Raw genomic sequence first — 16,471 nt, 5'->3', positions numbered from 1 at the left:
CCGATAGGTCGGGATAAGGATTAGAAAAGCGCCCCGCCGCTTCCATAGGGAAGTGACGGGGCGCTTTGCTGCCCTTGGTGAGAATTTAGTTATGCGGCACGTTATGTGGCGTGAATACCCAGCCCAAACACTTGAAGGGGGTATTCGGTAAAGCCCATCATGGCTGCCGCGTACCAGGCGACGTATCCGATCAGTGCTAGAACGAGTGCCTTCTCACGTACGCTGCCAGCATCACCCAGGATCGGCAGTGCCATGTAGCCGCTCTTTTTCCATAGGGGGGATGCCACCAGGGGCTTAATAACAATGGGGTAGAGGGGTAGCAGTCCGCGGGTTGTCAGCAGGTCGCCAATCAGGTGAATGGTGGCACCGACCGAAATAGCCCAGGGGAGCAGTGCCAGCGAATCAGTCGTGTAGGCGGCGTACCCGAGGGCGACGGCACCGATCCATCCACCCGGTGCGCCGAGCACGCGCAATGCCAGGCCGCCCGAGAATGCGGCAAGAAGTAGTGAAGCCCAGGGGATTCCGTTGTAGCTCAGGTTGGCGCTGAAATAGGCAATTGCCCAGAAGACTACCAGACCCAAAATGGAGTGCGTTCCCTTGCGGTGTCCGCCGCTGACCGCCCCTACGATGCGTGCTACCCAGCGTGAAATGGGCGGGATGGAGTTGGCGATACTGCCGTTGTGGTGGTCAATATCCGGTAGCATGCCCGCACCGGCGCACGCCAGGGTGGTCACGATGAGGGTGGGGGTATCGGGAACCTGCACCACTCCCGTCTCGACGAGCACTAGCCAGCCAGCTGCGGCGCTGACGGTGTGCGAATAGCCCATCATGGGGAGGTGCCTCCTTGAATGCGAATGCTCAGCGAGTGTGGTTGCCTGGGTATCGGGATGTTCACTCGAACTAATTAGAATAAATATAGCATATATCGAAATTACTTTCGATAAGCGGGGTTATCCCTCAAGCAGAGTCACCTCAAGCGACATCACCTCTCAAGTGGCACTACCCCTCAAACGGAAGAGTCTGCTTCCAGAACTCACGCTCGCGCAGGTAATTCTCCAGCCAACCCACGTGCTCGGAGCACGCCAACCAAATCTTGCGGCGCTCGGGGGTGTGCACCTTCGGGTTGTTCCAGAGCAGCTGAAATTCTGCCGCCTGCTGGCAGCCCTTGCGGGAGCACTTGGCGTACTCGGGCTGTGCATCCTGAGAAAGTGAACCGAGCAGATCCATGTCTTCTTATCCTTACTATTGCGCCTCGACGTGCGGTGTTATTCCGTGCCCGCGCGACCGGGCAGAAAAGGGGTGCGGGCTGTTCCGCTTCAGCTAGTGTACGCGCCAGATGAGGCATGTAAAAGAAGGGGAGCAGGTGTTCAGTGTTCAAGAGTGAAGTGTAGCCTGCGGCACCTTTGCGCTAAAACGCGGTAAAATAGGGTTTGTCTGTCCATCCGTCCACACCCCAACCGTGTAGCCGCTGCATCGGCTCTGATCGTGAGGGGTCGACTCATCAAGGAAGCTCATGAGCGAGAACACTCCCAAGACCGTGCTGGTCACCGGCGGCAACCGAGGCATCGGCTACGAAATTGCCAAGGAATTCCAGGCAGCAGGACACAACGTCTGCATCACCTACCGTAGCGGTGAAGCCCCCGAAGAATTTTTCGCCGTCAAGGCAGATGTACGCGATGCCGACAGCATTAACGAAGCATTCAAGGCAATTGAAGCAGAGTTCGGCCCCGTGGAGGTGCTGGTCGCCAACGCAGGTATCACCCGCGACATGCTGCTGATGCGCATGAAGGAATCCGACTTCACCGACGTGGTCGACACCAACCTCACCGGTTCTTTCCGTGTGGTTCAGCGCGCCATCAAGGGCATGTTGAAGCTCAAGCGCGGCCGCATCATCCTGGTTTCCTCCGTGGTGGGTCTGTACGGTTCCCCCGGTCAGGTCAACTACTCCGCGTCCAAGGCTGCACTGGTCGGTATGGCGCGCTCCATCACCCGTGAGCTGGGCGGCCGTAACATCACCGCTAACGTGGTGGCACCGGGCTTCATTAACACCGCAATGACCGAGGTTCTGCCCGAAGAGACCAAGAAGAACTACCTCGCGTCCATCCCGGCTGGTCGTTTCGCGGAGGCGCAAGAGGTCGCTCGCGTGATTCGCTGGCTCGCATCCGATGAGGCTAGCTACATTTCTGGCGCTGTCATCCCTGTTGATGGCGGCCTGGGCATGGGTCACTAACCCCACCCCGTACGGACTGCACGAAGCGCCTGAACGTGGGCGCACCCTTTCTAAACTTTAAGGACATAAAACTATGGCACAGCTGACCGGCAAGACCATCATCATTACCGGCTCCTCCCGCGGCGTTGGCGCAGACACCGCACAGATTCTCGCCGCTGAGGGCGCGAACATTGTGGTGAACTACCGCTCCAAGGCACCGCGCGCGAACAAGATCGTCAAGGCTATTGAAGAGGCTGGCGGCAAGGCAATCGCAGTGCAGGCTGACGTGACCAACAATGAGGACCTGCAGAACCTCGTTAACACCGCCGTGGAGACCTTCGGCTCCCTGGACTACCTGATCCTGAACGCTTCGGGCGGCATGGAAACCGGCATGGGCGAAGACTACGCAATGCGCCTGAACCGTGACGCACAGCTGAACCTGGCACGCCTGGCTGCAGAGAAGATGCCCGAAGGCGCACGCATCGTGTTCGTGACCAGCCACCAGGCGCACTTCATCCGCGAGGTTGAGACCATGGACGAGTACAAGCCCGTCGCAGAGTCCAAGCGCGCAGGCGAAGACGCACTGATCGCCGAGATCCCCGCACTTTCCGAGAAGGGTATCTCCCTGGTCGTCGTGTCCGCTGACATGATTGAAGGCACCGTCACCGCGACCCTGCTGAACCGCCTGCACCCGGGCGCTATTGAGCAGCGCCGCGAGACCGCCGGCAAGCTCTACACCGTCAACGAGTTCGCGCAGGAAATCGCGAAGATGGTCACCGCAGACGTTGAGACCGGCCACGTTGAGCTGGTTGGCGGCGCACGCGGCTTCATCGACTAATAACTTCAGCTGCTATAGGTGCCGTCGCGGATGCGCCCGCCCCTCTGACAAGGTACATTTGATGAGGTGCGCCGCCCCTGACGCGGAGGCACCTATAGCCCCTAAGGCTTTGCGCGAGGAGCCCAATGTGGGGTACCCGCGCACTATGCGCCAACCGCTCCGATAACCCGGCACGGGTTGCGGGGTGAGGGGCGCATCCCATCCATCTAACTCACTGGAAGAAGAACCATGAGCACCGTACTCAACCTTCAGAATGTCTCCGTGATTCGCGGCGGCCGCCCCATCCTTAACAACGTTTCGTGGACTGTGAACGAAGGTGAACGCTGGGTCGTTCTGGGCCCCAACGGCGCCGGTAAGTCCACTCTGCTTTCGATTGCGGCAGCCCGCCTGCACCCGACCAGCGGCGAGGTTGAAATCCTTGACGAGACCCTCGGCGCTGTTGACGTATTCGACCTGCGCCCGCGCATTGGTCTGTCCTCCGGTGCTTCGGCTACCCAGATTCCCGCCAACGAGAAGGTTTCCGACGTTGTCGTGACCGCAGCGTACGCTGTGTCCGGCCGCTGGAAGGAAGAATACGACGTCATGGACGACGAGCGTGCAACCGAGCTGCTGGCTGAGTGGGGTGTCGATACCCTCGCTGACCGCACCTTCGGCTCCCTCTCCGACGGCGAGCGCAAGCGTGCACTGATTGCCCGCGCCCTCATGACCGACCCGGAAATGCTGCTGCTGGACGAGCCCGGCGCAGGCATGGACATCTCCGGCCGTGAGGACCTGGTCGAGCGTCTGACCGCGCTTGCCGCTGACCCCTACGCACCGGCTACCGTGCTCATCACCCACCACCTCGAGGAAATCCCGGCGGGCTTCACCCACGCCCTGCTGATCCGTGACGGCGGCGTGGTTGCAGCCGGCCCGATTCTGTCCACCATTACCGAGGCGAACCTCGCAGCAACCTACGATATGGACCTGGCTCTGACCGTCACCTCCGCGGGTCGTTACTCCGCGTTCAAGCGCGCATGAGCCGTGCCCCGAAACAGCTGAGCGCCGAACAGATTGCTGAGCGTGCCGAGCGTGTCTACGCCATCGAGTCGGTCACGGCTCTGGCGCAGGCACCCGAGCAGGCTTTGCGCTACTACACGCAGCTGACCGATGTGAAGCTCCGTAGCGCCATGGAGCCGCAGTGGGGTATTTACATTGCGGAGTCCTCGAAAGTGATTCGTCGTGCGCTCGCTGCCGGTCATCAGCCCGTTTCTTTCCTGATGAGTGAGAAGTGGGCTGATGATTTGGTGGATGTTCTGCGTGCCCATCCTGATACTCCCGCGTATGTGGGTAGTGAGGAGCAGCTGGAGCAGGTGACCGGTTTTCATCTGCATCGTGGCGCGTTGGCGGCGATGGCTCGTCCGGAGCCGCAGCCTCTGGAGCAGTTGCTGCAGGGTGCCTCTCGCGTGGCAATCCTGGAAGATATTGTGGACCACACGAATGTGGGAGCTATTTTCCGTTCGGCTGCCGCCCTGAACGTGGATGCTGTGCTGGTGACTCCGCAGTGCGCTGATCCGCTGTATCGCCGCTCGATTCGCGTGTCGATGGGTACTGTTTTTCAGGTGCCGTGGGCTCGCCTGGAGTCGTGGCCTGCTGACTTGCAGCCCCTGCACGAGCTGGGCTTTAAGAGCGCGGCGTTGGCTCTGGAGGAGGATTCGCTGACCCTGGAGGAGCTGTCTGCTCGCCGGGATGAGAAGCTTGCGCTGATTCTGGGCACGGAGGGGCACGGTCTGTCGCCCCGCACCCTGGCGGCGTGTGACGATACGGTGATGATTCCGATGTCGCACGGTGTGGATTCTTTGAATGTTGCGGCGGCGAGTGCCGTAGCGTTCTGGGAGACCCGCCCGCGCTCATAACCTGAGTTCTCACCTGATTCTTAACCCGTGCGAGTGCCTTCTTCGGGCGCCCTTGCGGTGTGCAGGTTGGTGCCTGTGAGGGAACGTACTGGGATTTAATCCGTGAAGGTGGTACCCTTAATGGGTTGTGCACGCCCTATGCGGGCACAATGGTGATGCGCTCTGAGATTTTCTCGATAGCTGCACATCGAAAAACCTACTCCATCTATATAAGGGCTACTGGCAAAATCCAGTAGCAGAAGAAGGTATATCAATGAAGGCAGAAATCCACCCGGACTACAACCTGGTTCTGTTCCGCGACCTCGCATCCGGCAAGGTCTTCCTGACCCGTTCCACCATGACCTCGGACAAGACCGAGAAGTGGGAAGACGGCAACGAGTACCCGATCGTCGAGGTTGAAATCTCGTCCGAGTCGCACCCGTTCTACACCGGTAAGCAGCGCATCATGGACTCCGCAGGTCGCGTCGAGCGCTTCAACGCACGCTTCGGCAACTTCGGCAAGAAGTAAATCTTCTTTCCCAGTTTTGCTTTTTAGCGAGATCAATGCCCCTTTCTCCTTGGTTTTCAAGGAGGCGGGGCATTGTGCGTTTTACGGTGAGAGCTGAAATATTTGCCCAAACGTGAGGAAAGTTGTAATGTAAAACCTTTCGTTCACCGGTGCGTAGACCCGCTGACGGCGTTACAATGGGAAAGTATTTTGCGAGCTGTGCATTTTCTGTGCCCTCCAGCACCGCCCCATATCGGCGGGTTATTTTCCGGCTCTCTGTGTTCTAGAGACTTCGCTGGATGCGCTGCGCGCCTCGCGTATCACCACCTCAAACAAAGGACAACTTAATGGGCGACGCTCACTCTGAACCGTCGCAGAAGAAGAAATGGGTCAAGCGTGCCCTGCTGATCCTGCTGATTCTTCTGCTGGTTATTACCCTCGGTATTGGTTTCTTTATTTGGCGTGCTGGCCATACCTGGGATAGCAAGACCGAAAAGTTCGACTCCATCACTAAGGTGGACGAAGACCTCAGCAAAATTAAGGAGCAGCTTGGCGAGGCTAAGAAGCTCAACGTGACGGAGCTGACCAACTCTGATACCGGCAAGAACGGCACTACAAATGGTGGCTCCGATGCTGCTGCGGCTCTTGCTGCGAACGCGAGCGAGCACGATAAGGACGGCGACGGCATCCTGGATGAAGGTTACAGCTACGATGTCGTGAAGGGTCCCGGCAAGAACATCCTGCTGCTCGGTAGCGATACCCGTTCCGGTTCTGAGGCTGCTCTGGTGAGCGGTTCTCGTGCGGACACCATCATGCTGATGCACATCCCGGCTGACGGCAAGGGTGTGTACATCATCTCGATTATGCGTGATACCTGGGTGAACATCCCTGGTTACGGTGCGGCAAAGATTAACGCGGCGCTGAACTACGGCGGTATCTCTCTGCAGGTGGCAACCGTTGAGAACCTGGTGGGTGTCAAGATCGACCACGTGGCTGAGATTGAGTTCGAAGGATTCAAGTCTCTCGTGAATGCTATTGGCGGCGTGGACGTCCAGGTGCCCTTCGCATTCACCAGTAACGTCTGGACCTTTACGCCGGGTCTGATGCACCTCAACGGTAGTGGCGCTCTGAGCTTTGTTCGTGAACGTTACTCTTTTGCTGATGGTGACTACCAGCGTGTTCGTAACCAGCGTGCATTCCTGCGCGGCCTATACAACACGATGAAGGCTAAGGGCGCACTGAGCAATGTTGCGTCTTTCCAGTCCTCTATTGAGTCTCTGACTGACTACATGCGTGTGGATTCCGGTCTGAACGCTGCGCAGATTGCCCAGATTGCGGCTCCGGTGCTGACCAGCGGTGACACCACGATGCGTATGACCACCCTGCCGAACGCTGGCCCGGGTTGGTCTTACGATGGTCAGTCGATTGTTATCGTGAACCAGGCTGCGAACGCTAACCTGTCCTACGCTTTGCAGAATGACACGATGGATCAGTTCATGGCTACTTACGGCCAGGATTAAGATTTGACTCCTTGCGGGGGGGGGGTGAAAGCTTGTATGAGCTTTCACCCCCCTGTGTTTAACCGTTCCGAGTTAACCGTTCCGGGAGAAACCGGGTACGTGAAAGGGCGGCTACCTCACCGTAATGGTGGGTAGCCGCCCTTTGTGCGTATGTTCTGAGGGAAGAGGCTTATGCCTTCGATTCGGGCTTTTCCTCTTCCACGGTAGCCTCTTCGTCCTCGTACTCGTCGTCGTAGGCTTCGTAGTCATCGTAGTAGGGCTGACGACCGAAGTAGAATGCCACAGCCGCAACAGCGCCACCCAGGATAGCGATGAGGATGCCGAGCATCGGGGTCCACAGCATCGAGATCAGGCCGGCGACCAGAACGGCGAGGCCTGCACCCTTGACCAGGTTCAGCAGGCGGTCACGCTCGTTCGGCTCGTAGTACTCCTCTTCTTCCAGGCTGTACTCGATGAGCGGCTTCTCGGCGGCGGGCTCATGGTGGGTCGGCTCAGAAGCAACGGAACTTCCGGTCAGGGAGCTCATGAAACCGCGACGCTTCTTCGGTGCCTGCTGTGCGGAAGACTCCAGGTAGTGACGCTCGCCTTCGGTGGGCACGAATGCGGCGGGCACCTCGTATTCTTCACCGGCGGGTAGCAGTGCCGGAACGTTATTGGGCAGAGTCTCGTACCATTCCTGCGGAATATCGGCGGGGCGTGCAGCCTGAACGGTCAGGGACAGTTCCAGGGTGTTACCGCGAATAGTACCCCAGGCACTGGTGAGGCGGTCGTTCTCAAACGCGTAACGGATGACGGGCGTCAGCTGCTCGGACATCTGAGTGCTCAGGCGGCCCACAAGCTTGCGGTCGTGGCGCACCTCAACACTGTCAACGAAACGGCCGTCGGAGGTCTTGAGCTGGTTCGCTTCCAGAGTCAGGATCACGCGGCCTTCACCGCTGGGCGGCAGGATGCTGTGCAGGTATTCGGAGTGTTCCTTCTCGTCGAGCACCTTCATCGACGGACCCTGGGGCAGCAGAGTCGCGCGGGTCGGTGCGTCGTTGAGGGGGAAGAGAGAGCCGGGTGCGGACAGGGAGAGCACACCGGTGCTCTTCACGTGCATACCGCCGCCTTCAGCACGCACGGCAACAGCGGAGAGCAGCAGGTGCGCGATAGGTTCGTAGCTGGAGGCGACTACACGGGTAATGGAATCCCAGTACGCGGCGGAGTCTTCCACGCTCATGCGGCCTACCTTGAATTCGTCAACGTAGACGGCAATGCTATCGGGCTCGTAGGGGTTATCCGGTTCGGGAACCAGGCGCGCTTCACCGTACCAGATCCGTTCACGGTCGATGTGCAGTTCCTCAAAGATTTGGAGGGTTTCTGCTTCGTAGTAATCATCGGTGACAATGTCAACGCTACCGCGGTCACCGAGTGCGTAATCGACCACTGAAAACTCCTTCTGATATGTCTAAGCGAGCGGATACCTAGTCTATTCTCTCATGGTTTCAGTGCAGACAGCTCACAAATAGGGGTGACATTTATCTGTCTTTTAGCACCGGGTGCATATAGTTTTATTTTTGGGGGAATCAGCCCCGGTAACGCCGGCCCACGTCAAGGCACTAAAGAGCCGCGACCCTGCCGTGTAGACCCTCCCGAAACAAAAATTTCGGCTGAGAAAGCCACGAAAAAGACCGCCGCCCGACACCACCCGGTTCAAAACCGGGTGAGCGCCAAGCGGCGGTCTACATTAATCAACTTGAGAGCCTCACAGGGTGGTCATAGCACCCCGCCACAAGCCCTCAAACCATGCAGCTTAGCCCTGCAGAGAAGCGTTGAACTTCTGAGCCACAATCGAACGGTGGCCGTGATCCTGAGCCTCCAGAACCAGACGACGCAGAGCCGAAGGAGCCTCGGGGTTCGCCTCCAGCCAACGCTGAGCCAACGCAACGGAGGGGTTACCCTCAACGCCCAGACCCTCGGTGGAGCCGGTGTTGTACGGAGCCTTCGGGTACAGGCCACGCACAATGCGGGTCGCCATACCAATCGAACGGGACGCCCAAATGGGCAGCAGAGCCTCAAAGTAGGAGTCGTAGTAGGACTCACGCAGCTCAACCGGACCGCGAGCAAAACCGTTAATGGTCGAAGCCAGAGCGTCGTTCGACAGCGACTCGTCTTCCATGATGGTCTTGTACGCGGCAGCCTTACGCTCAGCAGAGGGCAGGGCAGCAATCGCGTACGCGTAACCATTCGAAGAAATCGAGGAGGGGCTATACTTCGCCGCACGGTCCAGATCCTCAACAGTCACCAGGTCGCGGCTTGCAAGCGCACCCAGTGCACTCCAGCCCAGGTTCTGGTCGTAAGGAATGCCGGTTGCGTCAGCAATATCGCCGGTGGTGTCTTCGAAAGCACCGCGGGCAATATCGCGGCAGAGCTCTTCACCCTTGGTCGCGTTGGTGGAGACCGAAATCAGGCCGCGCAGCAGAATCAGCTGCTCGTCAGAGCCGGGCTTAGCCTGCGCCAGTGCGGCTGCGAATGCGTCGTAGAGAGCGTCGTAGAGGCGCTCGCGGCCGGTGGGTGCGGAGAAGGTTGCGATAGCGACCTGTGCATTGTTGACCATGGTGCCCAGCAGGGATGCGCTCGGTTCCTTAGAGACGTTGCGTACGACTGCATCGACGTAGGTGGTGACGGGCAGGCGTGCATCGCGCACGTTCTCCCAGAGGGAGCCCCAGATGAGGCCGCGGGAGAGCGCGGATTCGAGGGTGGAGACACCTTCGATAGCTGCCTGCAGGCCGTCTTCGTCGGTCAGGGCGACCTTGGCGTAGGTGTGGTCTTCTGCGTTGAGCATGAGCAGGTCAGCTTCGCCAACGAGCTTCTTCTGCTCGTCGGTGAGCTCCACGCGGTGCTCGGAGACGGGCTCTGCCGGGTACTCGAGGGAGAGCAGGCCGGTGGAGGTGAGCTTGCCGTCGGTCAGCGCGAAGGTTTCCAGCTTTGCCACGTGGGGGCGGCCCAGACCTGCGGGCTGCTGTGCGGGCAGTTCCTGGGTGAGGATCAGGTCGGTGAGCTGGCCGTCTTCGCCGTAGACGCGCTTGGTGCCCAGTGCGGACACGCCGGAGGTCTGCAGCCATGCGTTAGCCCATGCCTGCATGTCGCGGCCGGACACCTCGTTGAGTACCTGCAGGAAGTCATTCAGAGAGGTGTTGCCCCACTCGAAGCGCTTGAAGTACACGCGTGCTGCCTCGATGAAGGTGTCGAAGCCGACGTAGGCGACCAGTTGCTTGAGCACGGATGCGCCCTTTGCGTAGGTGATGCCGTCGAAGTTCTGCGAGGCTGCTTCCAGGTGAGGGATGTCAGCAACGATGGGGTGGGTGGTGGGCAGCTGGTCCTGCATGTATGCCCATGCCTTGCGGTTGTTCGCGAAGGTGACCCATGCGTCGTTGAAGTTGTTGGCTTCCTTAGCGCCGAGGGTGCCCATGAAGTCTGCGAAGGATTCCTTGAGCCACAGGTCGTCCCACCACTTCATGGTGACGAGGTCGCCGAACCACATGTGTGCCATTTCGTGGCAGATGGTGTTGGTGCGGCCTTCGAGGTCGTCCTCGGTTGCGCCGGAGACGAAGATGTAGTCTTCGGTGAAGGTGACCAGGCCGGGGTTCTCCATTGCGCCGATGTTGTATTCGGGTACGAATGCCTGCTCGTACTTGGGGTACGGGTAGGGGTAGTCGAAGAGATCCTGGAAGAAATCCAGGCCGTTTTTGGTGACCATGAAGATATGGTCGTAGTCGAAGTGCGGCTTGAGGGACTGGCGGCAGTATGCGACCAGGGGGATGTCGCTGCTGTTGACCTTGCTCTTGGGCTTGTAGGTGGTGGTTGCGGTGAAGTATTCGCCGGCGACGATTGCGGTGATGTAGGTGGAGATCTTTGCGGTGGGGGAGAAGACTCGCTTGGTGATGGAGTCGTCGGTGGGGTCTACGACCTGGCTTTCGAGTACGCCGTTGGAGCTGACGACCCAGTCCTTGGGTGCGGTGATGCGGAAGTTGAAGACTGCCTTCAGGTCGGGCTGCTCGAAGTTCGGGAAGACTCGGCGGCAGTCGGAGGGCTCGTACTGGGTGTACAGGTAGACGCGACCGTCGGAGGGGTCGAAGTAGCGGTGCATACCTTCGCCGGAGCGGGAGTAGTAGGAGCGACCGTGGATGGTGAGTACGTTTTCTGCCTGCAGGTTGGGCAGGGTGATGCGTGCGCCGTTGACGACATCAGCCAGGGTCAGTTCGGTGCCGTTGAGCTTAACGGAGTCGACGCTGTGGTGGATGTAGTCGATGAAGGTTTCTGCACCGGGGGTGTTGCAGGAGAATCGGACGGTGGTGACGGTGGGGTAGGACTCGAATTCGGGGTCCTTGGCGTTAGTCAGGTCGACATGCACGTCGTAGGTGTCGACACTGATGAGAGCCGAACGTTCTGCGGCTTCTTCGCGGGAGAGGTTCTCATTATTCATGCTTTTTATTCTAGTCGTTATGACCGAAAATATGGCAGTCGAGTGGGCGTGCCGGTCATATTACTCAAGGTGCGAGAAGATCGCCCGGGGTGTGGGGAACCAACCAACCTCGAATATGTGATGCAGAACATACTTATTCGATTTGCGGAGTGCTCAGAAAGTCCGTATAGTATTACGTGTTGCTTCGAACGGCACCGAAAGGAAAACGTTCGAAAGTCACCTGCGCGGGTGGCGGAATAGGCAGACGCGCTAGCTTGAGGTGCTAGTCCTCGTATTAGAGGGTGGGGGTTCAAGTCCCCCCTCGCGCACAGATAATCCCCGGTTCTTTGGAACCGGGGATTTTTGTATGCCCGGTAAAGTATGCCCGGTAAAAAGTACACAAAAAAAGTAGTGGGGTGAGGCTCCTTGAATGGAACCTCACCCCACACTAGCTACGCTAAGGAAGCTAGAAGAACAGCTGCATCAGCTGAAACTGAATGAATCAGTATCGTTCAGAGAGATTACTCAGCCAGACGCTCCGGGTCGGTGGTGACCAGAATCTTCACAGCGGTCTCATTATGGTTGATCAGGGTGTCGAAGCCCTCGTCAATCAGGTCTTCCACAGCAATCTTGCCGGTGATGAAGGGCTTGAGGTCAATCTTGCCGGACTCAACGAGCTTGATGGTCTCCGGGTGGGAGTTCACGTATGCGATGGTGCCGCGGATATCGAGCTCCTTGAGCACAACCTTCTGAACATCCAGGGAAGCGGGCTTACCCCAAATGGAGACGATGACGACCTTACCGGTGGGCTTGAGAGCATCCAGAATCAGGTCCAGTGCGGGCTGAACGGAGGTGCACTCGAACGCGATGTCAGCGCCACGGCCGTCGGTCAGCTTGTGAATCTCAGCCAGGACGTCAACCTCAGCGGGGGAGAAAGCGTAGTCAGCAACGCCGGAGTCCAGAGCCTTCTGGCGGCGCAGCGGGGACAGCTCAGAGATGATGACCTTAGCGCCCTTAGCCTTCAGAACTGCGGAGGTCAGCAGGCCGATGGGGCCAGCGCCGGTCACTAGTGCGAATGCGCCCTCTTCGAACTCGCCTGCACGCTCAACAGCGTGGTAGCCAACGCTCAGGGGCTCAATCAGTGCAGCCTCGTCCAGGGGAATGTTGTTAGGAATCTTGTGAACCCAGCGGCGCTTGACGGCAACCTTCTCGGACAGACCGCCACCGCGACCTGCCAGACCGATGAAGTTCATGTCCTTGGACAGGTGGTAGTCCTTGGAGTCGGGGCCGGTGTAGACGTCATCACGAATGATGTAGGGCTCGACGACAACGTGGTCGCCAACCTGCAGGTCGTCTACGCCTTCGCCCAGTGCCTCAACAACACCGGAGAATTCGTGACCGAGGGTGACGGGGGAGTCCTCACCAGAAATGGGGTGGGGATGACCGTGCTGGGGGCAGAAGATGGGGCCGTCAAGGTATTCGTGCAGGTCGGTACCGCAAATACCGCACCATGCGACCTTGACCAGAACCTCGCCCGCAGCGGCTTCGGGTGCGGGGATGTCTTCAATGCGGATGTCGTTACGGTCGTAGAAGCGTGCTGCCTTCATGGGATGGAGCTCCTTAGCGTGGTTGTGGCGCTCGCAGCGGTGTGTGCTTGCCGGTACGGTTCGCATCCATGGGTCTGTCACAGCGTTGACAGGGGCCCAAACGACATGGCTTGGACCGGTTGTGAACTGTCCTGCCGGCATTCGCATCGCTAGCGCCGGATGGTGATGGGTACGGCTGGATTGTCGCTCCCATGTGCTTAACGCTACTCCACTGAATCAAAGATTCCTAGGATATATACAAATTTTCTTTTATGTGACACAAATTTCTTTTTGGGTGTTTTCGACTCCATCACACCCGACCCTCTAGCGACCGGCGAGCGCAGACGGTAGCGTAGAAGTATGACTGACGCGAACGCACAGGGCACCGCCGCCCACACCCAGCCCACTTCTGACAGCTCCGGTCGAACGGCACCGAACCGACCCGCCGCAATAACTCGCCACTATGACGCGCCCGACGCTGATTGCGTGCGCGGTAGCGAGTACTCCGAAATCCTCGCCCTCGAAACCGAGCAGCGTAAGCGTGCGGCTGACCACCGTCGCAAGCGCGGGCATGCGCATCCCGAGCGGGAACATGCTGACCACGGTCAGCCCGAGCAGGAACGTAGCCACGGCGAGCGCTACGGTCATGGAAAGAGGCGCGGTCACGGAAAGGGCCACGGTGCGCATCACGGTCACCGCCTCGACGAAGACAGCGGGCTGGCGCATATTCGCCGCGACCTCGCCGAATCCGTCGCCACCCGCGCGGACTCCCTGACCTCAATTCTCAAGGCGATTCACGCGCATCCTGAGACTGCCTACGAGGAGTATTTCGCCTCCAGCACGCTCGTTGATGCGGTCCGCGAAGCCTGCCCGAACCTCAGTAACCCGAACCTCAGTATCGAGTACCCCGCCTTCGGTCTGGATACCGCGTTCAAGGTGGAGCTCACCAGCGCCGACTACGACCCCGCCACACACCGCACCATCGCGATTCTCTCCGAATATGACGCGCTGCCGGGAATTGGCCACGGCTGCGGCCACAACGTCATCGCGGTATCCGGGCTGGGCGCTTTCCTTGCCCTGGCGGATGCGCTCGCTACCGGCCCCGAGGCGTTCAGCGGCAGGGTCCTCTACTACGGCACGCCCGCCGAAGAGTCCGATGCCGGTAAGGAGCTGATGGCGCGCGCCGGCGCATTCGAGCGGGTGGATGCCGCGATTATGGTGCACCCCTACTTTATGGATGTGGCTGATCAGGCGTGGTTGGGTCGCCGTGAATGTCGCGTGACCTATACGGGCGTGAGCGCGCACGCTTCCTCGCACCCGTTTATGGGTCGTAACGCGCTGGATGCGGCGAACCTGGCGTATCAGGGTTTGGGTTTGTTGCGCCAGCAGATTCCCGGTTCTGACCGTATTCACGCGATTATTGACCACGGCGGGGACGCCCCGAACCTGATTCCTGCCTCCGCGAGCCTGCATATTAATATCCGTTCTAAGCACGCGCCGACTCTGCGTGCGCTGTCGCGACGGGTTGAGGAAGTGCTGCGCGGTGCGGCGCTCATGGTTGGTGTGAGTGCGGAGGTGACGTGGGATTCTTCGCCGATGACCATGCCGGTGCGTACGAACCGTCCGTTGCTCAAGCGTTGGGTTTCGGCTCAGCGTTCGGTGGGTCGCCACCCGTACCCGCCCGGAACGGTCAGTGACACCCTGGCGGCTTCTACTGATTTCGGTAATGTGAGCCTGCGCGTGCCCGGTATTCACCCGCTGATTCAGATTGCGCCCGAGGGTACCGGTATGCACACGGTGGAGTTCGCGCACTGTGCTGACACTCCGGCGGCGGTGGATGCTGCCCTGGATGCGGCGTTCGGTCTGGCTTCTGTGGCTTTGGACTTCCTGGTCGACGACGAGCTGGCGGATGCGGTTCGTGCTGATTTTGAGGCTTCCGGCGGTGCTGTGGATGTGGAGGGCTACTTTAGCAACATGTGAGCTTGCTCAAAAGGTCAGAACGTCATTATTTGGTTTTGTGAGTGAAAAACACCCCGCATAGCCCATAAAGTCACCAGCACCCATCGAAAAAAGCAAAATAATCCAACACAAAACGCAGAATCTGCGGCATAATAGAAAGTAACGAAGCGAGCCCACCGGGGAAGAACGCTCACCCAAGGAAATTCAACCCCGAGGCACACACCCGCTTCCCGATAAACCACGCGAGAATCCTCTCGCACCACACGGATAACTCTCACGAAAGAGGGCATACAGCAATGAACGGTGTCAACAACCCCACCAAGCTCGGCGTCATCGGTGCAGGTGGCGTCGGTAGCGCAACCGCATACGCAGCTATGGTCCGCGGCTCCGCAGACGAAATCGTCCTGTACGACATCGACGGCAAGCGCGCACACGCTGAAGCACTGGACATCGCACACGGCGCAATGTTCGCACACGAAGCAACCGTAACCGGTGGCGACGACATCGAACTGCTGCGCGACTGCGACATGGTCATCATCACCGCTGGTGCTCGCCAGAAGCCCGGCCAGCCCCGCCTCGAACTGGCAGGTGCAAACGTTGCAATCCTCGAGAAGCTGCTGCCGAACATTCTGTCCGTAGCACCCAACGCGATTATCATGCTCGTCACCAACCCCTGTGACGTTCTCACCATCGTTGCCCAGAAGATCACCGGCCTGCCCGCAAACCGCGTGCTGTCCTCCGGTACCGTTCTGGACTCCTCCCGCCTGCGTTGGCTGATCGCTAACAAGGCTGGCGTCTCCATCAAGAGCGTCCACGCAAACGTTGTTGGCGAGCACGGCGACTCCGAGTTCCCCGTCTGGTCCGCAGCAAACATCGGCATGGTTCCCCTGACCGAGTGGAAGCAGGACGGCAAGCTGCTGTTCACCGAAGAGGTCCGTGCAGAACTGGCAACCGAAGCTATGCGCGCAGCATACAAGGTCATCGAGGGCAAGGGTTCCACCAACTACGCAATCGGTATCTCCGGCGCACGTATCGCTGAGGCATTCCTCGGCGGCCAGAACGCAGTGCTGCCCGTCTCCACCACCATTGCAGGCGAGCTGTATGGCTTCAAGGACGTTGCACTGTCCCTGCCCACCATCGTCAACCGTGAGGGCATCCAGCGCGTGCTCGAGGTTCCCATGAACGAGGCTGAGCTGGCACAGCTGAAGGCGTCCGCTGAGGCAATCCGCGCATCAGCAGCATCCCTGGGCTTCTAAAAACCCGGCTTCTAATTCTCTCGGCTCAACCCGCAAGAAGCAAACATTCAGTAGGCGCAGCGTCAAGCTGAGCTAACCGACAGAAGAACCCGCCGCACCCGGCACCTGCTCCCTTGAGGAGTGGGGGAGCCGGGGACGGCGGGTTCGCTGTGTCTGTAAGGTCTTCTATGCGGGGCTTGATGTGCCGCGTGCATGCTTTGCTTGCCCAGCCTGAATCGCCCAGCCTGGCTTGACTAACCGGGCTTACCGCTCTGGCTTTGGCGTTCTCTTCACGGCACCG

General features: G+C 59.2%; 13 protein-coding genes and 1 tRNA gene. 9 read left to right on the top strand and 5 right to left on the bottom strand.

Annotated elements, in window-relative coordinates; genetic code table 11:
• Positions 1–101 precede the first annotated feature (101 nt).
• Together HMPREF2927_RS07405 and HMPREF2927_RS07400 are read right to left on the bottom strand one after the other, a co-directional pair.
• Positions 102–830: a metal-dependent hydrolase gene (locus tag HMPREF2927_RS07405; RefSeq protein WP_070686824.1), complete on the bottom strand. Its 729-nt coding sequence runs from the start codon at positions 828–830 to the stop codon at positions 102–104.
• A 169-nt stretch (positions 831–999) separates the two neighbouring features.
• Entirely contained in the window at positions 1,000–1,227 is a 228-nt protein-coding gene (locus HMPREF2927_RS07400) for a hypothetical protein (RefSeq protein WP_005506080.1), read from the bottom strand.
• Between the two features lie 286 nt (positions 1,228–1,513).
• Between HMPREF2927_RS07400 and HMPREF2927_RS07395 the strand changes: the two genes are divergently transcribed.
• From HMPREF2927_RS07395 to HMPREF2927_RS07370, 6 genes are all read left to right on the top strand, one after another.
• Positions 1,514–2,230: a beta-ketoacyl-ACP reductase gene (locus HMPREF2927_RS07395; RefSeq protein WP_070686821.1), complete on the top strand. Its 717-nt coding sequence runs from the start codon at positions 1,514–1,516 to the stop codon at positions 2,228–2,230.
• Positions 2,231–2,303: 73 nt separating this feature from the next.
• Entirely contained in the window at positions 2,304–3,047 is a 744-nt protein-coding gene (locus HMPREF2927_RS07390) for an SDR family oxidoreductase (RefSeq protein ID WP_005506073.1), read from the top strand.
• Positions 3,048–3,275: 228 nt separating this feature from the next.
• Complete coding sequence (locus tag HMPREF2927_RS07385) at positions 3,276–4,064, top strand: ABC transporter ATP-binding protein (RefSeq protein ID WP_049341254.1); 789 nt, start codon at positions 3,276–3,278, stop codon at positions 4,062–4,064.
• Entirely contained in the window at positions 4,061–4,939 is an 879-nt protein-coding gene (locus tag HMPREF2927_RS07380; protein WP_070686819.1) for a TrmH family RNA methyltransferase, read from the top strand. The genes HMPREF2927_RS07385 and HMPREF2927_RS07380 overlap by 4 nt, the downstream gene beginning before the upstream one ends.
• A gap of 253 nt (positions 4,940–5,192) precedes the next feature.
• Complete coding sequence (locus tag HMPREF2927_RS07375) at positions 5,193–5,447, top strand: type B 50S ribosomal protein L31 (RefSeq protein WP_005506069.1); 255 nt, start codon at positions 5,193–5,195, stop codon at positions 5,445–5,447.
• Between the two features lie 326 nt (positions 5,448–5,773).
• Positions 5,774–6,946, top strand: coding sequence for an LCP family protein (locus tag HMPREF2927_RS07370; RefSeq protein ID WP_070686817.1), 1,173 nt, complete (start codon positions 5,774–5,776; stop codon positions 6,944–6,946).
• 169 nt (positions 6,947–7,115) lie between these two features.
• Here the strand turns inward: HMPREF2927_RS07370 and HMPREF2927_RS07365 are convergent, their stop codons facing one another.
• Together HMPREF2927_RS07365 and pepN are read right to left on the bottom strand one after the other, a co-directional pair.
• Positions 7,116–8,372 carry an HIRAN domain-containing protein gene (locus HMPREF2927_RS07365; RefSeq protein ID WP_070686815.1) on the bottom strand — a complete coding sequence of 419 codons (1,257 nt, stop codon included), beginning with the start codon at positions 8,370–8,372 and terminating at the stop codon, positions 7,116–7,118.
• A gap of 366 nt (positions 8,373–8,738) precedes the next feature.
• Positions 8,739–11,411, bottom strand: a complete 2,673-nt coding sequence (gene pepN / locus HMPREF2927_RS07360; protein ID WP_070686813.1) for an aminopeptidase N — start codon at positions 11,409–11,411, stop codon at positions 8,739–8,741.
• Positions 11,412–11,633: 222 nt separating this feature from the next.
• Between pepN and HMPREF2927_RS07355 the strand changes: the two genes are divergently transcribed.
• A tRNA-Leu gene (locus HMPREF2927_RS07355) sits at positions 11,634–11,719 on the top strand.
• A gap of 192 nt (positions 11,720–11,911) precedes the next feature.
• Here HMPREF2927_RS07355 and HMPREF2927_RS07350 read toward each other — a convergent pair.
• A complete protein-coding gene (locus HMPREF2927_RS07350; RefSeq protein ID WP_070686811.1) occupies positions 11,912–12,997 on the bottom strand; it encodes a 2,3-butanediol dehydrogenase in 1,086 nt (361 codons plus the stop codon).
• Between the two features lie 339 nt (positions 12,998–13,336).
• Here HMPREF2927_RS07350 and HMPREF2927_RS07345 point away from each other — a divergent pair, with 339 nt between their 5' ends.
• Both HMPREF2927_RS07345 and HMPREF2927_RS07340 read left to right on the top strand, forming a co-directional pair.
• On the top strand, positions 13,337–14,956 hold the full coding sequence (locus tag HMPREF2927_RS07345) for an amidohydrolase (RefSeq protein ID WP_070686808.1): 1,620 nt from the start codon (positions 13,337–13,339) through the stop codon (positions 14,954–14,956).
• Between the two features lie 275 nt (positions 14,957–15,231).
• The gene (locus tag HMPREF2927_RS07340; RefSeq protein ID WP_070686806.1) at positions 15,232–16,191 is read left to right on the top strand and encodes an L-lactate dehydrogenase; all 960 of its coding nucleotides are present in this window, start codon (positions 15,232–15,234) and stop codon (positions 16,189–16,191) included.
• The last annotated feature ends 280 nt before the right edge of the window (positions 16,192–16,471 follow it).

It is taken from the genome of Rothia sp. HMSC061E04, assembly GCF_001813685.1.
GTDB lineage: Bacteria > Actinomycetota > Actinomycetes > Actinomycetales > Micrococcaceae > Rothia > Rothia mucilaginosa.
Note: the sequence above shows the minus strand (reverse complement) of the source record. Positions and strands in the feature narration are given on the sequence as shown.

Coding starts and splice junctions, on each gene's coding strand:
- HMPREF2927_RS07405 (WP_070686824.1), bottom strand. CDS start 830: ATGATGGGCTATTCGCACACCGTCAGCGCCGCAGCTGGCTGGCTAGTG.
- HMPREF2927_RS07400 (WP_005506080.1), bottom strand. CDS start 1,227: ATGGATCTGCTCGGTTCACTTTCTCAGGATGCACAGCCCGAGTACGCC.
- HMPREF2927_RS07395 (WP_070686821.1), top strand. CDS start 1,514: ATGAGCGAGAACACTCCCAAGACCGTGCTGGTCACCGGCGGCAACCGA.
- HMPREF2927_RS07390 (WP_005506073.1), top strand. CDS start 2,304: ATGGCACAGCTGACCGGCAAGACCATCATCATTACCGGCTCCTCCCGC.
- HMPREF2927_RS07385 (WP_049341254.1), top strand. CDS start 3,276: ATGAGCACCGTACTCAACCTTCAGAATGTCTCCGTGATTCGCGGCGGC.
- HMPREF2927_RS07380 (WP_070686819.1), top strand. CDS start 4,061: ATGAGCCGTGCCCCGAAACAGCTGAGCGCCGAACAGATTGCTGAGCGT.
- HMPREF2927_RS07375 (WP_005506069.1), top strand. CDS start 5,193: ATGAAGGCAGAAATCCACCCGGACTACAACCTGGTTCTGTTCCGCGAC.
- HMPREF2927_RS07370 (WP_070686817.1), top strand. CDS start 5,774: ATGGGCGACGCTCACTCTGAACCGTCGCAGAAGAAGAAATGGGTCAAG.
- pepN (WP_070686813.1), bottom strand. CDS start 11,411: ATGAATAATGAGAACCTCTCCCGCGAAGAAGCCGCAGAACGTTCGGCT.
- HMPREF2927_RS07350 (WP_070686811.1), bottom strand. CDS start 12,997: ATGAAGGCAGCACGCTTCTACGACCGTAACGACATCCGCATTGAAGAC.
- HMPREF2927_RS07345 (WP_070686808.1), top strand. CDS start 13,337: ATGACTGACGCGAACGCACAGGGCACCGCCGCCCACACCCAGCCCACT.
- HMPREF2927_RS07340 (WP_070686806.1), top strand. CDS start 15,232: ATGAACGGTGTCAACAACCCCACCAAGCTCGGCGTCATCGGTGCAGGT.